The 25,414-nt window shown below is 67.9% G+C and carries 14 protein-coding genes; 9 read left to right on the plus strand and 5 right to left on the minus strand.

The window, feature by feature from the left end; translation table 11 throughout:
* Nucleotides 1-128: 128 nt before the first annotated feature.
* The 5 genes from FHR20_RS15640 to FHR20_RS15660 form a co-directional block, all read right to left on the minus strand.
* Nucleotides 129-1,028 carry a bile acid:sodium symporter family protein gene (locus tag FHR20_RS15640; protein WP_167300576.1) on the minus strand — a complete coding sequence of 300 codons (900 nt, stop codon included), beginning with the start codon at nucleotides 1,026-1,028 and terminating at the stop codon, nucleotides 129-131.
* Nucleotides 1,029-1,040: 12 nt separating this feature from the next.
* Nucleotides 1,041-1,520: a DUF3830 family protein gene (locus tag FHR20_RS15645; RefSeq protein ID WP_167300577.1), complete on the minus strand. Its 480-nt coding sequence runs from the start codon at nucleotides 1,518-1,520 to the stop codon at nucleotides 1,041-1,043.
* A 24-nt stretch (nucleotides 1,521-1,544) separates the two neighbouring features.
* Nucleotides 1,545-3,191, minus strand: coding sequence for a DUF885 family protein (locus FHR20_RS15650; protein WP_167300578.1), 1,647 nt, complete (start codon nucleotides 3,189-3,191; stop codon nucleotides 1,545-1,547).
* Nucleotides 3,192-3,219: 28 nt separating this feature from the next.
* Nucleotides 3,220-5,451, minus strand: a complete 2,232-nt coding sequence (locus tag FHR20_RS15655; RefSeq protein ID WP_167300579.1) for a S9 family peptidase — start codon at nucleotides 5,449-5,451, stop codon at nucleotides 3,220-3,222.
* 95 nt (nucleotides 5,452-5,546) lie between these two features.
* Nucleotides 5,547-8,393, minus strand: coding sequence for a TonB-dependent receptor plug domain-containing protein (locus FHR20_RS15660; protein ID WP_167300580.1), 2,847 nt, complete (start codon nucleotides 8,391-8,393; stop codon nucleotides 5,547-5,549).
* Nucleotides 8,394-8,827: 434 nt separating this feature from the next.
* On the opposite strand from FHR20_RS15660, the gene FHR20_RS15665 reads away from it, so the two are divergent.
* From FHR20_RS15665 to FHR20_RS15700, 9 genes are all read left to right on the plus strand, one after another.
* Nucleotides 8,828-10,564 carry a DUF885 family protein gene (locus tag FHR20_RS15665; protein WP_167300581.1) on the plus strand — a complete coding sequence of 579 codons (1,737 nt, stop codon included), beginning with the start codon at nucleotides 8,828-8,830 and terminating at the stop codon, nucleotides 10,562-10,564.
* 386 nt (nucleotides 10,565-10,950) lie between these two features.
* Nucleotides 10,951-13,647: a TonB-dependent receptor domain-containing protein gene (locus tag FHR20_RS15670; RefSeq protein WP_167300582.1), complete on the plus strand. Its 2,697-nt coding sequence runs from the start codon at nucleotides 10,951-10,953 to the stop codon at nucleotides 13,645-13,647.
* A gap of 41 nt (nucleotides 13,648-13,688) precedes the next feature.
* Nucleotides 13,689-16,934 carry an alpha-L-rhamnosidase gene (locus FHR20_RS15675; protein ID WP_167300583.1) on the plus strand — a complete coding sequence of 1,082 codons (3,246 nt, stop codon included), beginning with the start codon at nucleotides 13,689-13,691 and terminating at the stop codon, nucleotides 16,932-16,934.
* A complete protein-coding gene (locus FHR20_RS15680) occupies nucleotides 16,931-18,409 on the plus strand; it encodes a carboxylesterase/lipase family protein (RefSeq protein ID WP_167300584.1) in 1,479 nt (492 codons plus the stop codon). Before FHR20_RS15675 ends, FHR20_RS15680 begins: the two co-directional genes overlap by 4 nt.
* Before the next feature lie 8 nt (nucleotides 18,410-18,417).
* Nucleotides 18,418-19,293, plus strand: a complete 876-nt coding sequence (locus FHR20_RS15685) for an alpha/beta hydrolase (protein ID WP_167300585.1) — start codon at nucleotides 18,418-18,420, stop codon at nucleotides 19,291-19,293.
* Nucleotides 19,290-20,891: a tannase/feruloyl esterase family alpha/beta hydrolase gene (locus FHR20_RS22720; RefSeq protein WP_208413682.1), complete on the plus strand. Its 1,602-nt coding sequence runs from the start codon at nucleotides 19,290-19,292 to the stop codon at nucleotides 20,889-20,891. Before FHR20_RS15685 ends, FHR20_RS22720 begins: the two co-directional genes overlap by 4 nt.
* The gene (locus FHR20_RS15690; protein WP_341786460.1) at nucleotides 20,888-22,540 is read left to right on the plus strand and encodes an AMP-binding protein; all 1,653 of its coding nucleotides are present in this window, start codon (nucleotides 20,888-20,890) and stop codon (nucleotides 22,538-22,540) included. Before FHR20_RS22720 ends, FHR20_RS15690 begins: the two co-directional genes overlap by 4 nt.
* 5 nt (nucleotides 22,541-22,545) lie before the next feature.
* Nucleotides 22,546-22,860, plus strand: a complete 315-nt coding sequence (locus tag FHR20_RS15695) for a hypothetical protein (protein ID WP_167300587.1) — start codon at nucleotides 22,546-22,548, stop codon at nucleotides 22,858-22,860.
* Nucleotides 22,860-25,409 (plus strand): beta-glucosidase, encoded by a 2,550-nt coding sequence (locus FHR20_RS15700; protein ID WP_167300588.1) that lies wholly within the window; start codon nucleotides 22,860-22,862, stop codon nucleotides 25,407-25,409. The genes FHR20_RS15695 and FHR20_RS15700 overlap by 1 nt, the downstream gene beginning before the upstream one ends.
* The last annotated feature ends 5 nt before the right edge of the window (nucleotides 25,410-25,414 follow it).

The following is a 25,414-nucleotide window of genomic DNA, read 5'->3' on the forward strand; positions in this document are numbered from 1 at the left end:
GAGGGACAAGAGCGCCCCCGCGACGTCCGTGATACGGGACGTTTGCATGTACTATCGAACTCTCTGTTCGCCCCGCGAGGGAGCGGTTCTTGCGCGCCCCTGAAAGAGGCGTTGTTCTCAAAAGGACGTCAGGCGGCGGCGGACACGGCTCTCCCGGCGCGCTCGGTGCGGCGCGCGATGGTGACGAAGGCCAGCACGAAGCAGAGCGCCACCGGCGTGTTCATGATCATCGGCAGCGACATCTCGTTGTTGCCGACGATGCTCACCGCAATGAAGATCGCCGTGCCTTCCTGCCGCATCAGATGCTCGATCCCGATCGCGATATTCTCGCGCCGGGTGAAGCCGGCGAAGCGCACGATCGTCATCACCACACAGACCATGATCAGGTTGAGCGCCACGGTGATCCAGAACAGCGCGCCCAGATTCTCGCGCAGCACCGGCACCTGGTCGAACAGGATCATGCCGAAGGCGCTGAACAGCACCACCATCGCGACGTTCTTGAGATATTTCTTGAAGGTGAGCGCGAAGGCCGGGCGCAGCGCGCGCAGCGTGAAGCCGGCGGCGGCGGGCAGCACCGTGATCGAGAAGATGTCCCAGAAGAACGACGCCAGCGGCACTTCCACGTCCGCCTCCAGCCCCATGAAGTGGCTCAGCGCGAAGTGCGCATAGAAGGGGACGACGAAGATGTAGATCATGCTGAGCAGCAGCGTCATCGACATCGACAGGGCCAGGTCGCCCTTGGCCATGTCGGTGAACAGATTGGAGAGCATGCCGCCCGGCGTGGTGGCGAGCAGCACGAAGCCGACCGCAAGTGCCGGCGTGGGCGCGACGGTGAGCGCCAGGGTGAGCCCGATCAGCGGCGGCACGATCAGCATCGAGCAGACGCCGAAGATCAGCGCGCGCTTGTTGCGGAACACCTGGCGAAAATCGTCGGCGGTGAGCGACAGGCCCATCGAGGCCATGATCGCGATCAGCGAGCCGGGCAGCACCCAATGGCCCAGGACGGACATCAGATCGGCATAGGTCATGTCCGCTTCCCCTCAGGCCGGCTCGACGGTGATGGTGCAGGCGCCGTTCCGGCGGATCGTGCGGCAATCGGCCACGGCCTTGTCCAGATCCTCCGGGAGGATGCGGGCGCAGACATTGGCCTGGATCCAGCCGAACGGCATCAGCAGCCGGCCGCCGGCGCCGTAGAAGATGCCGATGTCGTAAAAGGGCCCGGGCGGCAGGCCCTGGGTGCTGCCCGGCGCGAGATAGGCGAGCACCACGTCGCCCGCACCCGGATAGGAAGTGGCGTTCTCGGCCGGGATCGCCGGCTGGGTCATGCCCTGGGGCAGTGCGGCGGAGGGCATGGGCACCGAGATCTCCGGCCCCGTCCAGATCGCGTGCATCGCCTCGAACGACGCGCGGCGCGTGGCGAGATCGCGCAGGAAATCGCAGGATTGCGGCGCCGCGTCGGGAAGCAGGCGGCAGCGCGCCGACAGTCCCGATTTCGGCTCGGTGAAAATTACCAGATCCATCGAAAGCATGCCCCCTGTTCGCCCCTATTCGCCCGAAACCATCGACAGATACTCTTCCTTCTGCAGCGCGATCGGCACATTGCCGTTGGTCCATAGATAATCGTGGAAGCGCTTGAGATCGAAGGACTTGCCTTCGCGCACCCGCGCCTCGGCAAGGAACTCGGTCGTCTGCATCTTGCCGATCTGGTAGCTGATCGCCTGACCGGGCGCGGCGGCGAAGAAGGTGGCTTCCTCGCGCGCCGTCGCCCGGTCCATCGGGACCATCCTCTCCAGATAGTCGGCGGCCTGGGCGATGGTGAATTCACCTAACGCCAGCTTCACGTCCACTTCGACCCGAAGGGCACGCAATCGCGCGAAATTGTAGATGATCTCGCGCGTCTTGGGCGCATCGGCCCAGAAGCCCGCCTGGAGCATCATCTCCTCGGCATAGAAGCCGGTGCCTTCGTTGGCGCCGCTGTCATAATAGCGGCGGCGCAGCGGATCGGCGTTCCGCCAGCTGAGGCTGAGCTGGAAGAAATGGCCGGGCACCCCTTCATGGACGATGATCGGCCGCGGATCGCGCATGATCGAGAGGTTGAAATAGCCGAGCCTGGGCGAGGGATCGGGAAGATAGACGGTCGCGTCCTGCCCCGTCCGGTCGATGCTGGTGAAGTCGAAGGTACGCCCCAGCCAGCCGATCGGCGCCAGATAGGCCGGGAAAGGCTGGGCCTTGTAATGGCCGACCCAGTCCGGAACGGTCAGCAGGTTCTTCTCGGTGAGGAACCGGCGGACCTTCAGCTCCTCGGCATCGAGCCGCGCGGTCACCGCGCCGATCGAGGGGCCGATCGGCAGCTCGGGCAGCCCGGCATTGCGATTGCGCTCCAGCGTCTCGAACAGCACCGAGCGCGCCCATTCCTGGCGGCCCATCGCCACCAGCTGCTCGGGCGAATAGGGATAGATGCCGACATTGCCGAGGAAATAGCGATAGCTCTCCCGGCCCACCGCCGTCTGCTCGGACAGGCCGGCACGCTTCGATTTCAGGAAGGCGGCATAGTCGGCGAAGGCGGCGATCGCCTTGTCCAGCACGGCCTTGAGCCGCTTCTTCTGGCCGGCATCGGCATAGGCATCGAGCCCCGCCGCCATGCCGCGCAGGCTCTCCGGCACCTCGGCGAGCTGGCTGAGCGCGACGTCGACAAAGGGTCCGCGCAGGTCGTCGAGGTTCGCCCGGCCGGCCGCAAGGATGGCGGGCGCATTGGCCAGCAGGCGGATCACTTCCTCCAGCCGGGGACGCGCCACCGGCGGCAGGGGCAGCAGCACCTCGAACACCGGATTGAGCGCCTGCGCCGTGTAGAAATGCGGCTGGCGGCGCCAGGCGGCGACATGGTCCATTTCCCAATGGACCCGGGCCAGCGCCGAGCCGACCAGCCGGTAATCGACTTTCTCCGCCACGGTGCGGGGGGCGGCCTCCAGCGCCTGCCAGCGCGCTTCGAACGCGGCAAGCTGCCTGCGCTGGGCGGCGACGCCGGCGGGCGACCAGTCGGGCACCCAGCCCGCGGGGCGCACGATGCGGGGGATGTCGTCGCTGCTCGCCGGCTGGGTCGTGCCGCGCCAGGCCCAGAAATCGGCGCCCAGCTGCTGGACGGCCGGCTGGGCGGCGGCCGCCTGCGCCACCAGCAGAGCGGCGCCTCCCATCACGGCCGCGATGCCCCTCGCCCGCATGCTACTTCCGGTTCTTCACGTTGCGATCGAAGAACTCGACCATCTTCTTGAAGGAGAAGCGCGTCTGCGGGATGTTTTCCGCGTCCCAGCCATGGTTGGCGCCGGGCAGCGTGACCAGCTCGAACATCTGCTCGCGCTGGACCATCTGCTCGGCCAGCGCCATCGTGTCCGAATAGAGCACCACGGAATCGCGGGTGCCGTGGATGATCATCAGCGGATCCCGGATCCCCTTGGCCTGGTAGAGCGCCGACTGCGCCTCGTAGCGCGCGGGCATGTCCGGCCCCTCGGGCGGGCCCATGATCCACATCTGCGCCGGGAAGGCGTGCCACACATTGGTGGCGGGCGCGCCGGCGATGCCCGCGGCATAGAGGCCCGGCTTCTTCGACAGCGACATGATCGTCATCAGCCCGCCATAGCTGGAGCCCCAGATGCCGATGCGCTTCGGATCGGCATGGCCCTGGGCGATCAGATAGCGGACGCCGCTCTCGAGATCGTTGATGTCCGTCTCGCCATAGCTTTCATATTGCGTCTGGTTGTGCTCGCGCCCCTGCCCCCAGGAGCCGCGGATGTTGACCGTCAGGACGATATAGCCCTGCGCGACCAGATACTGGTCGAGCCCCCAGGTCGGATGGGCGCGGCGCCCGCCCCATTGGTTGCGCACCGCGTCCGAATAGACCGAGCCGACGATCACCGGATATTTCTTCGCGGGATCGAAATCGGCGGGGACGCTCACCCGGCCGAGCAGGTTGATCCCGTCGACATGGCTGGGGAACCGGACATAGCTCGTCCTGGCCCAGCTCTGGCCGTAAAAGTCCGGCTGGGGCGACTTGGTGACCTGCGCCGCCTTGCCCGGCTTCGCGGTGTCGATCACATAGAGCTCGGGCGGCGTGTCGTCGTTGCTGTACCAGTCGGCGATGCGGCTGAAATCGGGGGAATATACCGGCTCGTGCGTGCCGCCCGCGGGGCCGCTGATCCGCTGGATCTTCCCGCCCGCCACCGGCACCCGGTAGAGCTGGCGATCCTGCAGGGCGGATTCGTTGGCGGTGAAATAGAGCTGCCCGTTCTTCGCATCGACTTCGAACGAAGCGATTTCCCACTTGCCGCTGGTGATCTGGCGCGGCGCCTGGCCCGCCTTCTTCTGGTGATAGAGCTGCAGCCAGCCGTCGCGATCGGTGAGGATAATCAGCCCGTCGTCGCCCGGCGCCCAGGCGACTTGCCAGTCGGGGCGCAGATGCCTGGGCTCGCGCAGCTGGTAGAAGGTCTCGCGCGTGCCGGTGGCGGCGTCGTACAGGTAGATGGTGTGTTCCTTGGCCTCCATGTCGGCGCCGCTGACGAACAGCCGCTTGCCGTCATGCGACAGGCCATAGCCCCACACGTCGTGCTTGGGATCGGGACGCTCGAACAGGCGCGACCGGGCCGTGGCGAGATCGACCACGCCGATCACCGTCTTGCTGGTCTCCTCGCCCGGAAAGGCGCGGATCACGCGGTTGTTCTGCAGCTTGCCCTTGGCGTCGTAATAGATATCGCGCTCGGGCATGGCGCGGTCGTCGGCCTGCTGGAAGGCGATCGCCTTGCCGCTGTCGGCCCATTTATAGTCCTCGATGTAGAGCTTGGGATCGTCGCTGCCGGCCAGCCGTGTGGCGGCGGCGCCCTCCCCCGCCGCGGCGTCGCGCACCCAGAGCTGGCCGCCGGCAGCGACTGGCGATCCGTTCGGCGCGGCCGCGAGGAAGGCGAGCCTGCCGCCATCGGGCGATACGGCGAGCTTGCGGATGCCGCGCTTGTCGCCCTCGACCTTGACGATCTTGCCGTCGGCCTCGCGGATATGGAGCTGGCCGCCCAGGGTGAAGGCGACGCGGCCATGATCGAGGAACACCGCCTGGGCGATGCCCCTCGCTTCCGCCTCCGGCTTGCTGTCCTTGCCGAGGAAGGTCAGCCGGGTCTTCTGCCCGGTCCTGGGCGACCAGGCCCAGATGTCGCGGAACGCATAGCCTTCGTCGTTCCACAGGAACAGCACCGCGCTGCCATCCGCCGCCCAGCTATAGCCCTGGGGGTCGATGCCGACGAGGCTCTTGTAGCGATAGAGTTCGTCGATCGAGAAGCTGGTGCCGGGCACGCTGGCGGTACCCCGGACGGGCCCCTGGGCCTGCTGGGCGAAGACGGGCACCGCCACGCCCGGCGAGGCGATCATGAGAGCCGCCGACATCGCGCGGACGGAAACGCTGAACTTGATCATCTTCCCAACACCTTCACCATCTGTCGACGCCTTCGGCCCCGGAGCCGGTTGCCGGCGGCGACGGGGGATCAACCGCCGCCGCCGGGCTTGGGGCCTCAGAACCGCTTGCGGAAGCCGATCGTGAACCGGCGACCGATCGCATCATAGGTATCGCGTTCGTAGAGCTGGAACGGCGGGTTGTGATCGCCCAGATTGTCGATCATCCCGTAGATGCTCAGGCTCTTGTCGATGTCGTAGGACGCGCTCAGGTCGAAATAGCTGATCTGGCCCGTCTCCGGCACCGCGAGCAGCGGCATCGCCCCGCCCGAGGCCTTGGCCGCTGCGATCCGCCCGTCCTTCGCCGAGCCGATGAACCGGTGACGCAGCGAGACCTGGAAGGCATCGGAGACGTCCCAGGTCAGGCGCTGGGTGAAGCGCCATTTCGGGTTGGCGTTGCCGCAGGTGCCGCCGCCGATATAGCCGGCGCAATCCACCGCCGCGACGATCGGGCTGCTCTGCACGATGCTGTTGATCAGATAGCTGCCGGCCAGATAATAGCTCAACCGGCCCAGCGAACCGATGTCGTGGCGATAGTCGAGGCGGAAATCGACGCCCGCGGTCTTCATCGAGGCGATGTTGGCATTGAGCAGCGGCACGTCATAGAGCTGCCCGTCCGACGAGCGGTGGTTGAGCGGCTGGCAGAAGATGTTGCTCATCGACAGATTGGCGCGGCAGGCGGTGATCACCGACTGGAGGCCGCCGCCGAACGCCGCGATCGCGCCGTCGATCTTGATGTTGTAATAGTCGACGGTGAGCTGGAGGTTCGGCACGAACTCCGGACGGAACACCGCGCCGAGCGACCAGGTGTCCGACGTCTCCTCCTTCAGATTGGGATTGCCGCCGGTGATCGCGCGGATCTGGACATTCTCCTGCTGGAACACGTCGATCACGCTCGCCGGCACGCCCAGCGAGTTGATGCAGAAGCTGCGCTCGGCCGCCGTGCGGTTGGCCCCGGTAGCGTTGCAGAAGTCGGTCGCCTGCGGCGCGGTGTTGGTCGCGCCCGAATAGAGCTCGATCACGTTCGGCGCACGGACCGCCCGCTGATAGAGACCGCGGATCTTGAAGCTCTTCACCGGCGAGAACTCGCCGCCCGCCTTCCACGACGTCACGCCGCCTGCGGTCGAATAGTCCGAATAGCGGATGCCGCCCTCGAACGCGAGCAGGTGGACGAAGGGCAGGTCGGCCAGGATCGGCACGACGAGCTCGCCATAGACTTCCTTGACGTCGAAGCTGCCGCCGGTCGCCTGGATGCCCGCCGAGCGCGAGAGCGCCTTGCCCTGGATATAGAGCTGGTCGGGCGTGAAGGTGGAGCTTTCCTTGCGATATTCGGCGCCCACCGAGATGCCGACATTGCCCGCCGGCAGCTTGAACAGCGTGCCGGTGATGCTGGCGCCCGCCTGCTTCTGGTCGACGACGGTGATGTTGGTCAGGTTGGTGTAGATATAGTCGATCATCGGCTTGGTCATCGACATCAGCCCGAACGGGTTGATCGTGACGCAGCGCGGATCGGCCACCTTGCACGCATAGGGATTGCTCGGATTGGTCAGGAACGCATTGGCGAAATTGTCGATCAGGACGCCGCCGCCCTGAACCTCGGTGATCCGGACATGGCCCTGATTGTAGAAGGCCTCCCAGTTCAGCTTGTCGGTCAGCGCGCCCTTCAGCCCGACGACGAAGCGCGAGAATTCGCGGGTTTGATCGTCGGTGCGCGAGCCGAAGTCGAGCAGGCGGCGATTGATGTTGAGCGAAACCAGATTGTCGCCATCGCCATCGAGATTGGTGCGCAGGAACTCGCGCAGCGACGAGGACAGATAGGGATTGCGCAGGTCGAACTGGAAATTCGGCAGGAAGCCCGAACTGCTCATCGGCACCGCGCCCAGCGTCGAGTTGATCTCGCTGCGGACGTAATTGCCTTCCCAGAAGGCCGTGACGTTGTCGGTCACGTCGTAATGGCCGGTGATCGCCCCCGACCAGCGCTTCATCGGCATCTGGAGGTTGGTATAGGGACGGTCGTTGAAGCCGTCGCTGGTCTTGTAGGCGCGCCAGCCCTCGGGCGCGAAGAAGATGCCGGCGGTGCCGATCGTGTTGCCGAACTGGTCCAGCTTGCCGACCAGCGCCGGCGTGAAGATCGTGCCCTGCGGCGTGACGCCGTTGCCGCCCGGGACGAGCACGCCCTTCCCGTTCTGCACGGCGTCGACCAGGTAGAGCGTGGCATGGTCGCGCGCGGCGCCCTTCACCATCGAACGGTCGTAATAGCTGCCGTTGAACACGATGTTGCCGCGGCCATCGCCGAAATTGCCGCCGACGGTGAAGTCGATATTGTAGCGCTCGGCATCGCCCCGCTCGCTGATGCCGTATTGGCCGCTGACTTCCAGGCCCTGGAAATTGGTCTTGGTGACGAAGTTGACCACGCCGGCCATCGCGTCCGAGCCATAGACCGCCGAGGCGCCGCCGGTGACGACCTCGACCCGCTCGATCAGCGACGGCGGGATCATGTTGATGTCGACCACGCCGTCCTGGCTCGCGCCGACGATGCGGCGGCCGTTCTGCAGCACCAGCGTGCGCGCCGCGCCGAGGTTGCGCAGGTTGACCGTGGCCGAGCCGTTGCCCGCATTCGACTGGGCACCCGCGCCGGCGACCGCCTGGGGCAGCGCGTTGAGCAGCTGCTCGGTCTCGGCCGTGCCGGTCTGGCGGATTTCCTCGCTGCCGATCACGTTGACCGGGCTGTTCGAATCGACGTCCGGACGCGGGATGCGCGAACCGGTGACGACGATCGCCTCGCCTTCCTGCGCTTCCGGCTCGGCGGTCTGCGCCATCGCCGTGCCCATCATCATCATGGTGGCGAGCAGCGCGGAACCGCTCCGCAACCCCGCCCGCATCACCGCAATCCGCTTACCGCCCATGTCCGTGTCTCCCCGAATGGATACGCCCACCTGCCTCGTTCCGCTCTGGCGTCGTTCGTCGCGCCATTTCCGTGAACAAGTGCGTGATTTTGAGCATATTAGGAACAGGGGGTCAATTCGGGGTAACGAAAAAATGTGAAAAATGTCGCTTTCTGGTAACAAAGCTGCCGGGAAACCCGCGATTGCGCACGGTTTTTTCCGTGCCCCATGCTGGGCGGCGCGCGCCCTGCGGAACGCGCCAAACGCTCTCGCCGTCACAGGGGAACGGCCGAAAATGCGCAGATTTCCGCCGATTCGCATCGTTTCGGATTGGTCTGGAGCACTTCGCATCCCTCCGAGATAACACCGATTCGGTGCCTCTTGACCAGTGCCGCCCCGGGGATCATCGTATTACAAATCACATGTTTTCAGTTTTATTATGAATGAACGCGGCAATGGAAGCGCTGCGCGACCCGGACGACAGGGAGGAGATGGACATGCGTGCAAGGGGATTGGCGATCGCGATGCTCCTGGCCGGGAGCGCCACGCCGGCGGCATTCGGCGTCGCGCCGGCAACCGCGCAGCCGGCGGCCAACCAGCCCGACGGCCCGCCCCAGGGCGCGCGCGGCCATGCCGATCTGGTCACGCTGTTCACTGCCTTCGATGCCTGGCGCACGCCGCCCGCGGTCGATGGCGTGGTCGACTACAGCCCCGCCGCGGTCGACCGGCGCCGCGCCGAACTGCGCGGCTTCCAGGCGCAGCTCCCGGATTTCGCCGTGGCGCGCTGGGATCGCCATCAGCAGGTCGATTATCTCGCCGTCCGCGCGCAGATGGACCTGGAGGATTTCAACCTGAACATCCTCAAGCCCTGGGCGCGCGATCCGGGCATGTATGTCGATGAATTGCAGCGACTGGCCTATGCCGACCTGCCGCCGAAGGGCGAAGCGCGCGCGCGCTTCCGCGCCCGGCTGAAGGCGATCCCCGCCTATCTGGCCCAGGCGCGGGTCAACCTGGATTCGGTGGCGGCGGACTATGCCGATCTCGCGCTCCACGGCCTCTCGCACGGCGACGGCGTGGGCCATGGCATGCCGTATCGCGCCGTGGAGCCGGAGGGGCTGATCGGCTGGTTCGCCGATCTGCGCGGCCGCGCGCAGAAGCAGCAGCCCGATCTGCTGGCGGACATCGAGGCAGCGGAAGGCGCGATCCGCGGCTTTCGCGACTGGCTCGCCGCCGCGCGCCCGGCGATGACCGCCCGTGCCGGAGTCGGCAAGCCGGCCTATGACTGGTTCCTCGCCAATGTCCGGCTGATGCCCTACACTTCGGACGAAGTGGTGATGCTGGCCGAGCGCGAGCTCACGCGCTTCTGGGCCGACTATGCCACCGAGCGGCACCGCAACCGCAAGCTCCCCGAACTGCAGCTGCCCAGGTCCGCCGCGGAATATGAGGCGCAGCTCGCCGGCACCGATGCCAAGATCCGCAAATGGCTGAAGGACGAGGAGATCATCACCATCCCGGACTATATTCCGGGCAGCTATCGGGAAGTCGGCTTCAACGCGCCCTGGATCGTGCGCCCCACCGGGCCGATGTTCTGGGAGCAGATCCAGTTCCGCGACGCCTCGCCGGACCATCTCCACGCCACCTTTCCCGGCCACCGCTTCGACGGGATGACCGGCAAGCGCGTCACCGACCCGATCCGCAGTCGGGTGAGCGACAGCGGCCGCACCGAAGGCTGGGGCTTCTATCTCGAGGAGACTGCGCTGCAGCTCGGCCTGTTCGACGACCGGCCCCGCACGCGCGAGCTGATCTACGTCTTCGGCCTGTTCCGCGCGGCGCGCACGATCGGCGACGTGAAGATGCAGCGCAACGAGATGACCGTGGGCGAGACCATGCGGTTCTGGAAGCAATGGACGCCCTGGCTGGACGACAATGTCGCGCGCACCGATGCCGGCATCTATATCCGCCGGCCGCCGGGCTATGGCATGACCTATACGATCGGCGCGATGCAGCTCCAGAAGCTGCTGGTCGATCGCCGCCGCCAGCTCGGCGACGCCTTCTCGGTCCGCGACTATCACGACTATCTGATGAACACCGGCCGCCTGCCGGTGTCGCTGCTGCGCTACGACCTTACCGGCCAGGACGACGAGGTCCGCGGATTCTGGCGGCATGTCCCATTATCGGAAGTGCCGCGCTGACCCTTTCGGCGCGAGACGCGAAGACCATTGCAGCAACAGCGTGACGATGGGGCGTGCCAGGTGCGTGCGCCTGGCCATTTCGCCTGACCCTTCGCTTCCGGACGATCCCGTGCTCCGGCCATGGTGCCATCCGGCAGGATGGCGAGGCTTGTCGCGCGCCCCGCGCTTGCCGCGTCGTACCCGCCTTGCCGATTGAGATTGAGCAGGATACCCGCCGCTTTCCAAGACCCAGACCCCCTGTCGACAATCTAATTTGATCATTGACATGATCGAAAAAGATCGAGATTGAATGATTGTGGAAAATCGCTCGGACGGGTGATTCCATCCCGCGCAAGGCGCTGACCCCGCGGGAAACGAGAGTCCGAAGGACCAATTGGGGAGGGAATATGAACACCGAGATCATGGAGCCGCGCGTCCGCGGATTCGCGAAGCAGGCGGGGCTTTCGATGCTGGCCCTCGCCACCATGCTGGCCTGTGCCGGTACAGCGCATGCGCAGACCGCCCCGGCAGGTCCCGATGCCGCGCAGGCCGAGGCCCAGCCGGCCGATGACGGCACCGACGAAGCCCAGGGCAACATCGTCGTCACCGGCACGCTGCTGCGCGGCGTCGCCCCCACCGGCACCAACGTGATCGGCGTCACCCGCGACACGATCACCGCGCGCGGCGTCAGCTCCGCCAACGATCTGCTCGCGAAGATCCCGCAGGTCGGCAATTTCGGCACGATCCCGGTGGGCTCGGCGTCGTTCGCCCTGCCGGTCCTGCGCCCCAATATCCGCAACCTCGGCGCTTCGGGCGGCAGCACCACGCTGGTGCTGATCAATGGCCATCGCGGCGTCGGCGCGGGCATCCTGCAGACCACCGTAGATCCCTCGATCCTGCCCCCCGATGTGCTCGAGCGCGTCGAAGTGGTGCCGGACGGCGGCTCGGCCATCTACGGCTCGGACGCGATCGGCGGCGTGGTGAACTTCATCACCCGCAAGCGCTTCGACGGCATCTCCGCCAATCTGCGCTACGGCTTTGCCGACAAGTACAAGACGGTCGACGGCAACCTGACCGTCGGCAAGGACTGGGGCAGCGGCTCGCTGTTCCTCTCCTATGCCCATGTCTGGCACGGCAATGTCCTCGGCATCGATCGCGACTATGCCTCGGCCGATCGCCGGTCGAAGGGCGGCGGCGATTTCCGCGTCACCACCTGCGCGCCGGGCAACATCCAGATCGGCGCGACCAGCTATGCCCTGCCCGCGCTGACCCCGGGCACGGTCAACAAGTGCGACCAGAATGCCTATGCCGACCTGTTCCCGCGCGAGGAGCGCAACTCGGTCTTCGGCTCGCTGACCCAGCAGCTCGACGACAATGTCGCCTTCGGCTTGACTGCCTATTGGGCCCGCCGCGACACGGTGGTGAACCAGGCCCAGGGCATGCTCTCCGGCACGATCACTGCCCTCAATCCCTTCTTCCGCCCGATCGCGGGCCTGACCTCGCAGACCGCCAGCTTCTCGTTCGCCAGCGTCTATGGGAACAGCCTGACCAGCCGCCAGCGCTTCGAATCCTATGGCGTCACTCCCAGCTTCTCCTTCGCGATCGGCGACAAGTGGCAGCTGCGGGCGGAGAGCAATTTCGGGCGCAGCACCAGCCTGGTGCGCGAAGCCGCGCTCGACACCGGCACCGCGTCGTTCGCGCTCGCCGGCCTGATCCCCGGCATGGCGCTCAATCCCTATGACCTGGCGTCCAGCAGCCCCGCTGCCCTCGCCGCCATCCGGAACTACGAGAATTACGGCGACGCCACCCAGGAACTGGCCGAGGGCCGGCTGATCCTCGACGGTTCGCTGGCGCATCTGGCGGGCGGCGACGTCCGCCTCGCGATCGGCGCCGAATATCACTACGAGAACATTTCCTCGCGCATCGCCCAGGGCGCGGTCGGCTCCTATGCCAATACCAAGACCTCGCGCGCCGCACGCGACGTGCGCTCGGCCTTTGGCGAGCTGATGATCCCGATCGTCGGCGCCGGCAACGGCAGCCCCGGCCTGCGCGGGCTCCAGCTCTCGGCGTCGGTCCGCTATGACGATTATAGCGACCAGGGCGGCACCACCAACCCGAAGTTCGGCGTGAACTACAAGCCGTTCACCGACCTGACGATCCGGGGCAATTGGGGCACTTCGTTCCATGCGCCGAGCCTCGCCGACACGACGAACACCTCGGACTCGCGCGCGACCGTGCTGCCCTACAGCCCGTTCCTCGCGCCGGGCGCCGGCCCCCTGGATCCGCTGCGCAACACGATCGTGCTCGCAGGCGGCAACCCGAACCTGAAGCCCGAGCGCGCCGATACCTGGTCCGCCGGCTTCGACTGGACGCCGAAGGCGGTCCCGGGCCTGGTTGCGAACCTCACTTACTACAATGTGAGGTTCAAGGACGCGATCGGCCTGGCGCCGTTCCTCTCGCCGACGCTGTTCACCAACACCAACTATGCGAACTTCTACATCCTCCGTCCGACGCTGGCCCAGGCCCAGGCGGCGGTGGGCAACCTGAACGTGGTGGGCGCGCCCAGCATCGCCAGCCTCTATACCGGTCCGCTCACGCCTTACGTGCTGATCGACGCGCGCCGCAACAATCTGGGCGCGGTCAACACCGAAGGGCTCGACTTCAACCTGGCCTATACCCGGCTGACCGGCTTCGGCGCGATCAACGCCAGCATCGCCGGCACCTACACGCTCAGCCGCAAGTCGCAGGCGGTTTCCGGCGGACCGTTCACCGACGACCTGAAGAACGGCGTCGGCCGCACTTCCTTCGTCGCCACGCTGGGCGGCAAGTCGGGCGGGTTCATCGCCTCGGCCTCGTACAACTACAAGGGCGGCTTCCCGATCCTCGGCGTCACGCCGCAGACCCGGGTGGGCGCGTTCCAGACGGTGGATGCCTTCCTCGCCTATGACCTGGGCGCGCACGGCTTCATCAAGAACGCGATGCTCACGCTGAACGTCGACAACATCTTCGACCAGGATCCACCCTGGCTGAACAGCGCCGCCGCCTATACCAATGGCAGCACCCTGGGACGGCTCGTCACGTTCGGCATCCGGACCAAGTTCTGAGGGAAGGGGATCGGGTGTCGCTTCCGTCGTCTGTGCTGACAATGCGTACCCTGTTGGCCTCGGGCACGGCGGCCATGGCGCTTCTCGCCGCCATGGCCGCGTCCGCCCGGGACGACGGCCCGGCACCCACCCGGCTGACGGCCGAATATGCCGATGCCGCGCTCGGCATCGACGAGCCTGCCCCGCGCCTCGCCTGGCATTCCCCGGCGAAGCGCCAGGCAGCCTATCAGATCCGCGTCACGGCCGAGGGCAAGCCCGTCTGGGACAGCGGCAAGGTGGCTTCGGCCGACAATGCGCAAATCCCCTATACGGGGCCCGCCCTCGCCGCGCGCACCCGCTATTCCTGGCAGGTCAGGACCTGGGACGCCGACGGTCGCGAGAGCGGCTGGAGCCGGCCCGGCTGGTGGGAGATGGGCCTGCTCGCCCCGGCCGACTGGGCGGCGGGGTGGATCGCCGGCCCGGCACGCCGCGACCATGACTGGAGCGACCTGCGCTTCGAAAGCGACCTGACGCTCACCGGCAGCTCGGTCGACCTGCTCTTCCGCGCCGGTGCGGCCGGCAAGACCTATGGCGAGGCCTATGTCTGGACCCTGGCCGAGGAGAAGGCCGGCCCGGTGCTGATCGCCCGCGTCCGCCATTATCCCGGCGGCAGCAGCTCGGGCGTCAAGCTCACCGAGCTCAAGCGCGTGCCGCTCACCGGCATCACGCTGAAGGGGGTGCGCCACAAGGTGACGATCACTGCCCGCGGCTCGAACATCGCCACCGCGATCGACGGCAAGCAAGTCGATCTGCTCACCGACCAGTCCCAGCCGCACGGCACGATCGGCTTCTCGTCGCGGGAAGCCGCCGGAGCGACGATCCACGCGGTCAGCGTCACCGGCACCGGCAGCCCGGCCTTCGCCACCCGCTTCCCGGCCAACGACAATCCCTTTGTCGGCGGCACGGTCGAGGCGCAGGGGCTCACTGTCGCCGCCGGCGTTCCGAACATCGACATCGTCCTGCCGATCGAGGCCCCCGCCCCGCTCGTCCGCAAGGCCTTCACCCTGCCGGCGAAGAAGATCGCGGCGGCGCGCCTCTATGTCGCGGGCGCGGGCTGGCCGCGCATGCATCTCAACGGCGGCACGGTAGGCGCCAGCGCGATGGCCAGCGGCTTCACCGCCTATGACAAGCGCGTCCTCTACCAGACCTATGACGTGACCGACCGTGTTCGCGCGGGGCAGAACGTCCTCGGCGCCGAGCTGGGACGCGGCTGGTATGGGCTGACCGACCCGAACGAATGGTATTTCGACCAGGCGCCCTGGCACGGCGAGCCGGCGCTCAAGGCGCAGCTCGAAGTGACCTTCGCCGACGGGTCGCGCCAGACGATCGCCAGCGATGCGACCTGGCGGACCGTCTCCGGCCCCACCCGCAACGATTCCGTCCATCGCGGCGAGCGCTATGACGCGCGGCTGCTCCCGACCGGCTGGGACAAGCCCGGCTTCGCCGGCAAGGGCTGGACCGCCGCCCGGCAGGTCGAAGGCCCCAAGGGTCTGCTCCAGGCCGCGAACGTCGAGCCGATCGCCCCGGTCGAGCAGCTTGCCCCGGTCTCGCTCACTCAGGTGAAGCCGGGCGTCTGGGTCTATGATTTCGGCCGCATCTTCTCGGGCTGGACCACGCTCGACGTGCGCGGGCCGCGCGGCACCACCGTCTCGCTCGTCGCCAGCGAGCGGATCGGCGACGACGGGATGGTCGTCCCCGCCTCGGGCCTGATCGACGCGCAGCTCCAGACCGATCGCTACACGCTCGCCGGATCGGGCGCCGAACGCTGGGAACCGAGCTTCGGCTATCGCGGTTTCCGCTATGTCGAGCTGCGCGGCTATTCCGGCACGCCGACCCTGGCCACGCTCACCGGCAAGGTCGCCCATAGCGCGGTCGCCCGAACGGGCAGCTTCACCAGCGCCAATCCGCTGCTGAACGAAATCGACCAGGCGGCGATCCGCACCATCCTGAACAACATGCACGGCTATCAGACCGATACGCCGACCTATGAGAAGAATGGCTGGACCGGCGATGCCCAGGCCTCGGCCGGCGCCGCGGCGCGCAGCCTGGGCATCGCCCGCGTCTGGACCAAATGGCTGAACGACTATCCGGATGCCCAGGCGCCGAGCGGCGAGCTGCCCGAGATCGTTCCGGCCACGCCCTTCTACGGCTATGAAGGCACCCCGGGCTGGTCGTTCGTCTGGGGTCCGTCGACGCCCTGGGACGTCGCGGCGATGATCCTGCCCTGGGAACTCTACCAGGCCGAGGGCGACACCCGCATCCTGGCGCGCATGCACGCCATGCAGAAGCGGCTGGTCGACTATACCGCCACCGTCTTCAAGGCGCCCGACTATCGCCACGACCGGGGCCTCAGCGAATGGAGCGCGCCGGGCCCGCTCGACATCTTCGCCACCAACAATGGCGGGATCGACGCGATCACCACTGCCTATTTCTTCCACGAGGCGGACCTGCTGGCCAAGTCCTCCGCAGTGATCGGCAACACGGCCGATGCGGACCGCTATGGCGCGCTCGCCGCCGATATCCGCCGCGCCTACAACGCACGCTACTGGGACGCAGCGAACGGCCGCTACCGCACGCTCGACGACAAGGGCGCGACCAAGGGACCGACCCAGTCGCAGAACATCCTGCCGCTCGCCTTCGGCATGGCGCCGGAGGGCCAGGCGCAGAAGGTCGCCGATACGATCGCCGCCGACGTCGAGGCCCGGGGCCTGCGCGCCGGGGTGTTCGGCACGCGCTACCTGCTCGAGATCCTCAGCGACTACGGCCATGCCGACCTCGCCTATCGCGTCGCCACCCGCACCGAGGAGCCGAGCTGGGGCTTCTGGCTGAAGAGCGGTCACAAGACGATGTTCGAATCCTGGGGCCTCAACGCCCGCTCGCGCGACCATCATTATTTCGGCTCGATCGCGGACTGGATGCGCCAGCGCCTCGCGGGACTGCGCCCGGGCGCGCCGGGCTATCGCATCGTCCTGGTCCGCCCCGAGATTCCGCAGGGCCTGGCTTCGGCTGCCGCCACGATGGCGACGCCGCAGGGCGAGGCCAAGGCCGGATGGCAGGTCGAGAACGGTCGCCTCACGCTCACCGCCACGGTGCCGATGAACGCCGCCGGCGAGATCTGGGTACCCGCCCGCTTCGGCATGGTCGGCGCAGTGCCCCGGGGCGCCACCCTGCTCCGCCAGACCGATGCCGCTACCGTCTATGCCACCGGGCCGGGCAGCTTCACCTTCGTGACCGGGGGACGGAAATGAGAACTTCGCTTTTCGCTCTCACCCTGCTGCTCGCGGGCACCGCCCAGGCGCAGGAGGTCCGCACCGACCGCGGGACCCTGCGCGGTGCCACTGCCGAAGGCGTCGCCAGCTTCAAGGGCATTCCCTATGCGGCCGCCCCGGTCGGGCCGCTGCGCTGGCACGCGCCGATGCCGGTCCCTGGCTGGACCGGCACGCGCGACGCCACCGGCTATGGCAATGACTGCGTCCAGGCTCGCATGCCGGGCGACCTCGCCAACACTACGCTGCCGATGAGCGAGGACTGCCTGTTCCTCAACGTCTGGACGCCCCGGCCCCGTGCCGGCGCGAAGCTGGCGGTGATGGTCTATATCCATGGCGGCGGCTTCTCCACCGGATCGGGCAGCGCCGCGATCCTGGACGGCAGCCGCCTGGCTGCGCGCGGGGTGGTGGTCGTCACCTTCAACTATCGCCTCGGCCGGTTCGGCTTCTTCGCCACGCCCGCACTCACCCGCGAGGCCGGTGGCGGCCCCACCGGCAACTGGGCATTGATGGACCAGCTCGCGGCGCTGCAATGGGTGAAGCGCAACATCGCTTCGTTCGGCGGCGATCCGGCCAATGTCACGATCTTCGGCGAGTCCGCGGGCGGGGAATCGGTCAGCCGGCTGATGGTCTCGCCGGCCGCGAAGGGCCTGTTCGCCAAGGCGATCGCTGCCTCGGGCGGCGGCCGCGACAGCTGGCCCGACCTCGCAGCCGGAGAGGCCAAGGGCCTCGCCTTCGCCAAGCGCGCCGGCGCCGAGGATCTCGCGGCGCTGCGCGCATTGCCGGCGGACAAGGTGCAGGGCGGCATCAACCTGCTCAACGGCGACGAAGCGCATTATTCCGGTCCGATGACCGACGGCCGCATCGTCACCGGCGACACCGACGCGCTGCTCGCCGCCGGCAAGGCACGCGGCATCCGCTATGTCGTCGGCTCGAACAGCGACGAGCTGGGCTTCATCCCCGCGCCGTTCCTCAAGGGCTTCGTCGCCAAGGCGACCGAGAAGCTGGGTGCCGCCGCCGATGCGGTGCGCACCGCCTATGGCTCGGCCGAGGCCTATGCCCGCCACATCCCGAGCGACTATACCTTCACCGAGCCGGCCTTCTCGCTCGCCGGGCGGCAGGCCGCCCACGGCCCGACCTGGCTCTATCGCTTCGGCTATGTCGCCGAGGCGAAGCGCGCCACGCTCGCAGGCGCCTCGCACGCCACCGACGTGCCCTATCAGTTCGACAATCTCGCCGCCGCGGGCGGCAAGCCCAGCCCTGCCGACATGGCCGCCGCCAGGCTGGTCGCGGACCATTGGGCGGCGTTCGCCAAGACCGGCGACCCGGGCTGGGCAAGGTTCGACCCGGGCGCACAGATGCTAGTGATTAGCAATAACGGAAGTGCCGCCGCACCCGCCGGCACGCCCGAGATCATGGCGATCGCCGCCGCCCGCGATGCGGCCAAGCAGAAATGAGGAAGTCCATGCGTACCCTCTTCCGGATCCTGGCGCCGTTCGCGCTGTTCGCCGGCAGCGTCACCGCCCATGCCCAGGAGGCGATCCGGCTCTGGCCGAACGGCGCGCCGGGCTCGATGGGTCCGATGCAGGCGGAGACCACCGCCGACAAGAAGCCGTACGGCTTGATCACCCGCAACGTCTCCGAGCCGACGCTCACGGTGTTCCGCCCCGATCCGAAGATCGCCAACGGGACCGCAGTGATCGTCGCGCCGGGCGGCGGCTTCCATCTGCTCTCGATCGGCAATGAAGGCGACGGCGTGGCCAGGTGGCTCAACAGCCAGGGCATCACCGCCTTCGTGCTGCGCTACCGCCTGCTTCCCACTGGCGACGATTTCGGCATGGTGATGATCCGCCGGCTGATGAACTTCAAGTCGCTCGAGGCCGCGATCGTCCCGCTCCGTCCGCTTGCCACCGCCGATGGCGAGGAAGCGATGCGCTATGTCCGCGCCAATGCGGCCAGGTTCGGCGTGAAGCAGAACCGCATCGGCATGATGGGCTTCTCGGCCGGCGGCGCGGTGACGATGTGGACGGTGCTCGGCGCGAAGCCGGCCAGCCGCCCGGACTTCATCGTCGCCATGTATCCCGGCCTGGTCGGCAATCCGCTGACCGTCCCGGCCAAGGCGCCGCCGCTGCTCGCGATGGTCGCCGAGGACGATCCCATCGTCCGCCCCGAAGCCGGCCGGCTGGTCGATGCCTGGAAGGCGGCAGGCGCCGACGCGACCCTGGTGACTTTCCCCAAGGGCGGCCACGGCTTCGGCATCACCAAGAGCGGCAAGGCATCGGACGCCTGGCCCGAGCACGCGCAGAAATGGTTCCAGGCCAAGGGGTTGCTCAACAAATGAACCGGATAGCCCATTTCGGCGCACTGGGCGCCGTCGCCACCGCGCTGCTCGTCTCGGGCGGCAATCCCGAACCCGTCGCGGCGACCCCGCCCACCGGCGCCTGCACCGCGCTCACCGGCATGGCGCTCGCCGACGGCAAGGTCGTGAAGGCCGAGGAAGTCGCCAAGGGCGGCATGGTCAACACCAAGGAGGGTACGCCCGGTCTCCCCGCCCAGGCCGGCTTCTGCCGCGTCTATGCAGTGCTCGCCCCCACCCCGCGCTCCGAGATCAAGGTCGAGGTGTGGCTGCCCGCACCCACTGCCTGGAACGGCAAGCTGCTGGGCGCCGGCAATGGCGGCTATGGCGGCTCGATGCTGCTCCCCCAGCTGACCATGCAGGGTGCGCTGGGCAAGGGCTATGCCACGGTGGGCACCGACATGGGCCATGTCGGCACTGCCGACACCGACGCCAAATGGGCGCTGAACCAGCCCGAGAAGATCGTCGATTTCGGCCACCGCGCCAACCATCTTGCCTCCGGCGTCGGCAAGGCCGTCATCGCCGCCTATTACGGCAATGCGCCCAAGGCGTCCTATTTCCAGGGTTGTTCCGATGGCGGCCGCGAGGCGCTGATGGAGGCGCAGCGCTATCCCGAGGATTATGACGCGATCGTCGCGGGTGCGCCGGCCAATGCCTGGAGCCGGCTGATGACCTCGTTCATGGCCACCGATCGCGCGGTGTTCGCCCGCCCCGATACGCTGATCCCCAACGCGAAGCTCAAGCTGCTCCAGGACGCCGCGCTCGCCCAGTGCGATGCGAAGGATGGCGTGAAGGACGGCGTGCTCGACGATCCGCGCCAGTGCGGATTCGATCCGGCCGTGCTCCAGTGCAAGGCCGGCGACGGCCCCTCCTGCCTCACCGCCGGCCAGGTCACCGCGGCGCGCGCGCTGTATCGCGGCACCTTCGATGCCAAGGGCAGGAAATTCTTCCCCGGCTACATGCCCGGCGCCGAGGCCGTTCCCGGCGCCTGGGACCTGTGGCTCACCGGCCCCAAGGCCCAGCACGGCATCTTCGCCGGCGAGTTCTTCCGCAACATGGTCTATTCGGACCCCGAATGGCAGCCCGCGTCGTTCGACGTGACGCGCGACTATGCCGCAGCCCGCCGCCTCGCGCCGGTGCTCGACAGCGACAATCCGGACATCGGCCCGTTCCTGAAGCGCGGCGGCAAGCTAATCCTCTATCATGGCTGGAACGACGCCGCGATCGCGCCCGAGAACACGATCGACTATTATCAGGCCGTGCAGAAGCGCGTCGGCGCCGCCGCGCGGGACTCGGTGCGCCTGTTCATGGTCCCCGGCATGTCGCACTGCCTGGCCGGCCCCGGCCCGAACGTGCTCGATACGCTCGGCACGATCGACAAATGGCGCCAGGGCGGCCCCGCGCCCGAGACGATGATCGCCACCAAATACGACAACGACCTGTTCGGCTATCTCGGCTTCCCGGCCAAGCCAGTCCGCACCCGTCCCCTGTGCGCCTATCCCAAGGTCGCACGCTGGACGGGCAAGGGCTCGACCGACGAGGCGGCGAACTTCCTCTGCGTCGCTCCCGGCGCGAAGCGGTGAGCCCGGCCGCGAGCCTCGTCCGGGGCGCCGATGCGCCGCCGCTGATCGAGCACACGATCGGCGAGGCGCTGGCGCTGGCCGCCGCCCGCTGGGGCGAGCGCGAGGCGCTGGTCTCGGTCGAGCAGGATATCCGCTGGACCTTCGCCGAACTGCTCGAACGGGCCGACGCCTTCGCCGCCGGGCTGCTCGCGCTCGGGCTGGAGCCGGGCGAGCGGATCGGCATCTGGGCGCCCAATTGCATCGAATGGACGCTCACCCAGTTCGCTGCCGCGCGCGCCGGGCTGATCCTGGTCACGATCAACCCCGCCTATCGGACGTCCGAGGCCAGCTTCACCATGGCGAAGGTCGGCCTGGCCGCGCTGGTCTTCATGGATCGCTTCAAGACCAGCGACTATGCCGCGATGGTCGCCGAGATCGCACCCGACCTGCCCGCGCTCCGCCGCATCCTCTGCATCGGCACCGCGCGCCGGCCCGGCTGGATCGCGTTCGACCAGGTCGCCGGCCATGCGGACGATGCGAGCCGCCGGATGCTTGCGGCGATCGGCCCGGAACTGCGCGCCGGCGACGCGATCAACATCCAGTTCACCAGCGGCACCACCGGCCAGCCCAAGGGCGCGACGCTCAGCCATCGCAACATCCTGAACAACGGCTATTTCGTCGGCCTAGCCCAGCGCCTCCAGCCCGGCGACCGGGTCTGCATCCCGGTGCCGCTCTACCATTGCTTCGGCATGGTGATGGGCAACCTTGCCGCGCTCACGCACGGCGCGACGATGGTCTATCCCGCCGCCGGCTTCGATCCGGGCGCGACCCTGGCGGCGATCGAGCGCGAGCGCTGCACCGCGCTCTACGGCGTGCCCACCATGTTCATCGCCGTGCTCGCCCATCCCGAGTTCGAGCGGTTCGACATCGCTTCGCTGCGCACCGGCGTCATGGCCGGCGCCGTCTGCCCCGAGCCGCTGATGCGCGCGGTGAACGAGCGGCTGCACATGCCCCAGGTCACCATCGCCTATGGCATGACGGAGACCAGCCCGGTCAGCTTCCAGACCGCGGTGGACGATCCCTTCGAGCGCCGCATCGGCTCGATCGGGCGGGTCCAGCCGCATCTCGAATGCAAGATCGTCGACGAGGCCGGCGAGATCGTGCCCGCCGGCACGCCCGGCGAACTCTGCACCCGCGGCTATTCGGTGATGCTCGGCTATTGGGACGAGCCGGAGAAGACCGCGGCAGTGCTCGATGCGGAGGGCTGGATGCATTCCGGCGACCTCGCGGTGATCGACGCGGCCGGCTATGGCAATGTCGTCGGCCGGCTGAAGGACATGGTGATCCGCGGCGGCGAGAACATCTATCCGCGCGAGATCGAGGAGTTCCTCTACGGCCATCCGGCGGTGGAGGACGTGGCCGTGGTCGGCGTGCCCGACGATCGCATGGGCGAGGAGCTCTGCGCCTGGATCCGGCTGCGCGCCGGCTCGTCGGGCGACGCGGAGGAGGTCCGCGCCTTCTGCCGCGGTCGCATCGCCCACTACAAGGTGCCCCGCTACGTCCGCTTCGTCGACGCCTTCCCCACAACCGTGACCGGCAAGGTCCAGAAATATCTGATCCGCGAGGCGATGATCGCCGAGCTGGATCTCCAAACCGCAAGCCAAGGATGAAGATGATGAACAAGCTGCTGATCGCCGCCCTGCTCGCCCTGCCGGGCACCGCCCTCGCCCAGACCGCGCCGGCACCGGCCCCCGCGCCGACGGCGCCGGCCGCCGCGGCGAAGTTCACGCTGGATACGCCGATCCAGGAGATCGTGGCCGACGCCCAGGGCAAGGCCGCGATCGACAAGAACCTGCCCGGCCTGATCGGCCTGCCGCAATACGACATGTTCAAGGGGCTGAGCCTCAACCAGCTCAAGGCCTATTCGGACGGCAAGCTCACCGACGAGATCCTCGCCAAGACCGCCGCCGATCTCGCCGCGATCAAATGATGACTCGCGCCAATTTCCTTGCCTGCGTCGCCGCGACGGCGTTGATTGCGAGCGCACCCGCGCTCGCCCAGGCCCAGAACGAACGCATGACCTATCGTGAGAAGAGCGCTCCGCTGGAGAAGCGCGTCGAAGACCTGATGCACCGGCTCACGCTGGAGGAGAAGGTGTCGCTGCTCGCCGGCGAAAGCTCGATGACGCTGCATTCCGTCCCGCGGCTGGGCATCCCCGCGGTCAAGGTGACCGACGGCCCCACCGGCGTGCGCTCGCCCGAGGGCAAGCCCGCCACCGTCTTCCCGGTCGGCGTCGCCATCGCCGCGACCTGGAATCCGGAGATCGCCAGGGCGGTGGGCGCCGCGATCGCCGAGGAGTCGCGCGGCTATGGCGCGGCGGTGCTGCTGGCGCCGACGGTGAACATCGTCCGCACCCCGCGCTGGGGCCGCAATTTCGAGACCTATTCGGAGGATCCGCTCCTCGCCGGCAAGCTGGGCCTCGGCTATGTCGCCGGCGTCCAGGGCAAGGGCATCGGCGTCTCGATCAAGCACTTCGCGGTGAACAACCACGAGACCAACCGCTTCTTCGTCGATTCCGTCATCGACGAGCGGACGCTGCGCGAAATTTATCTTCCCGCCTTCGAGACGGTGGTGAAACGGGCCGATCCCTGGTCGGTGATGGCTTCGTACAACAAGGTCAACGGCACCTATGCGAGCGAGAATCGCTGGCTGCTCACCGACCTGCTCAAGAAGGAATGGAACTACAAGGGCTTCGTCGTCTCCGACTGGGGCGCGACCCATAGCACCGCCCCCGCGGCCAATGCCGGGCTCGACCTCGAAATGCCCGGCCCCGCCCAGCATTTCGGCGCCAAGCTGCTCGCCGCGGTGCGCGACGGCGAAGTGAGCGAGGCGCAGCTCGACGACAATGCCCGGCGCATCGTGCGCCTGATCGTCCGCAGCGGCGCGCTCGACGGACCGCAGCCCAAGGGCGAGATCGGCGGCGAACGCCACCGCGCGGCCGCCCGCGCCGCGGCCGAGGAAGCGATCGTCCTGCTCAAGAATGCCGGCGTCCTTCCGCTGAAGCCGGGCATCAGGACGCTCGCGGTGATCGGCCCCAATGCCGATATCGCCCGCATCCAGGGCGGCGGCAGCTCGGCGGTGGCGCCGTTCGACAAGCTGGTGACGCCGCTCGAGGCGATCCGCGCCGCGCTGCCGGGCGTCGAGGTGATCTACGAGAAGGGCGTCGACAGCGAGGAGACGCCGCCCACCGCTGCGCCCGCGCTGTTCAGCCCCTCGGCCGACAGCAGCGAGACCGGCCTGGCTGCTACCTACTATGCCAGTGCCGATTTCAGCGGCGACCCGGTGAAGCGCGAGCGCGCCACCGATTTCACCAAGCGGATCAGCGCCAATATCGCGAGCGCCAAGGTGATCGGCTATGCATCGATGCGCTGGGCGGGCGTGCTGCGCGCGCCGGCCACCGGCACCTATGAGTTCAGCGTGCGCGGCACCGGCACGGGCGTGCTGACGCTCGACGGCAAGGCGATCCTCGACAAGGCGACGCCGGCAAAGCCGGACAATCGCGACGTGATCGGCTTTCCCGTTCCCCAGCGGACCGTCCAGGTCCAGCTCGAGGGCGGCAAGGCCTATCCGATCCAGCTCGACTATGTGACCGGCCAGACGCCCTATGAGGCACTGAAGTTCGGCGTGCGCGTGCCCCGGCCGGACTTCGATGCGGCAGTCGCCGCGGCGAAGCGCGCCGATGCGGCGATCGTGGTCGGCGGCTCCGCCTCGCTCACCGAGGGCGAAGGCTATGACCGGGCCAATTTCGACCTGCCGGGCGACCAGGACAAACTGATCGCGGCGGTGGCGGCGGCCAACCCGTCGACCGTGGTGGTCATCAACGCCGGCGCGGCGATGACCATGCCCTGGGCAAAGGACGTGCCGGGCATCGTCGGCATGTGGCTGCCGGGCCAGGAGGGTGCGGCGGCGCTCGCCGACATCCTGATCGGCAAGGTCAATCCCTCGGGCAAGCTGCCGGTGACCTTCCCGTTGCGCAGCGCCGACGATCCGGTGCGGCTGACGGACATGAAGACCCAATATGCCGAGGGGCTGCTGGTCGGCTATCGCGGCTATGAGGCGCGCGGCGTGGCGCCGCTCTTCGCCTTCGGCCATGGCCTGTCCTATACCAGCTTCGGCTATGCCGGCCTCGCCGCTCCCGCGACGGTGGCGCCCGGCGCCGCGGCCAAGGTCCGCCTCTCGCTCCGCAACACGGGCAAGCTTGCCGGGAAGGAAGTCGTCCAGCTCTATGTCGCGCGGGCCGGTCGCACGGCCGAGGAGCCGATCAAGCAGCTCGCAGCCTTCGCCAAGGTGGCGCTGGCGCCGGGCGAGAGCCGCACCGTCGAGCTGAGCCTCGATCCGCGGGCCTTTGGCTATTGGGATGCCGCCACGCATCACTGGGTGGCGCGCGCCGGTGCCTATCAGTTGCTCGTCGGCAGCGCCTCGGACGATATCCGGCTGAAGAAGGACATCCGCGTCACCGCGACCAAGCCGATCGATTGACCCAC

Source organism: Sphingomonas leidyi (genome assembly GCF_011761945.1).
Lineage (GTDB): Bacteria > Pseudomonadota > Alphaproteobacteria > Sphingomonadales > Sphingomonadaceae > Sphingomonas > Sphingomonas leidyi.

Excerpts from the sequence above, each read along its gene's own strand:
- FHR20_RS15640 (WP_167300576.1), bottom strand. The coding sequence starts at position 1,028 with ATGACCTATGCCGATCTGATGTCCGTCCTGGGCCATTGGGTGCTGCCC.
- FHR20_RS15645 (WP_167300577.1), bottom strand. The coding sequence starts at position 1,520 with ATGGATCTGGTAATTTTCACCGAGCCGAAATCGGGACTGTCGGCGCGC.
- FHR20_RS15650 (WP_167300578.1), bottom strand. The coding sequence starts at position 3,191 with ATGGGAGGCGCCGCTCTGCTGGTGGCGCAGGCGGCCGCCGCCCAGCCG.
- FHR20_RS15655 (WP_167300579.1), bottom strand. The coding sequence starts at position 5,451 with ATGATCAAGTTCAGCGTTTCCGTCCGCGCGATGTCGGCGGCTCTCATG.
- FHR20_RS15660 (WP_167300580.1), bottom strand. The coding sequence starts at position 8,393 with ATGGGCGGTAAGCGGATTGCGGTGATGCGGGCGGGGTTGCGGAGCGGT.
- FHR20_RS15665 (WP_167300581.1), top strand. The coding sequence starts at position 8,828 with ATGGAAGCGCTGCGCGACCCGGACGACAGGGAGGAGATGGACATGCGT.
- FHR20_RS15670 (WP_167300582.1), top strand. The coding sequence starts at position 10,951 with ATGAACACCGAGATCATGGAGCCGCGCGTCCGCGGATTCGCGAAGCAG.
- FHR20_RS15675 (WP_167300583.1), top strand. The coding sequence starts at position 13,689 with ATGCGTACCCTGTTGGCCTCGGGCACGGCGGCCATGGCGCTTCTCGCC.
- FHR20_RS15680 (WP_167300584.1), top strand. The coding sequence starts at position 16,931 with ATGAGAACTTCGCTTTTCGCTCTCACCCTGCTGCTCGCGGGCACCGCC.
- FHR20_RS15685 (WP_167300585.1), top strand. The coding sequence starts at position 18,418 with ATGCGTACCCTCTTCCGGATCCTGGCGCCGTTCGCGCTGTTCGCCGGC.
- FHR20_RS22720 (WP_208413682.1), top strand. The coding sequence starts at position 19,290 with ATGAACCGGATAGCCCATTTCGGCGCACTGGGCGCCGTCGCCACCGCG.
- FHR20_RS15695 (WP_167300587.1), top strand. The coding sequence starts at position 22,546 with ATGAACAAGCTGCTGATCGCCGCCCTGCTCGCCCTGCCGGGCACCGCC.
- FHR20_RS15700 (WP_167300588.1), top strand. The coding sequence starts at position 22,860 with ATGACTCGCGCCAATTTCCTTGCCTGCGTCGCCGCGACGGCGTTGATT.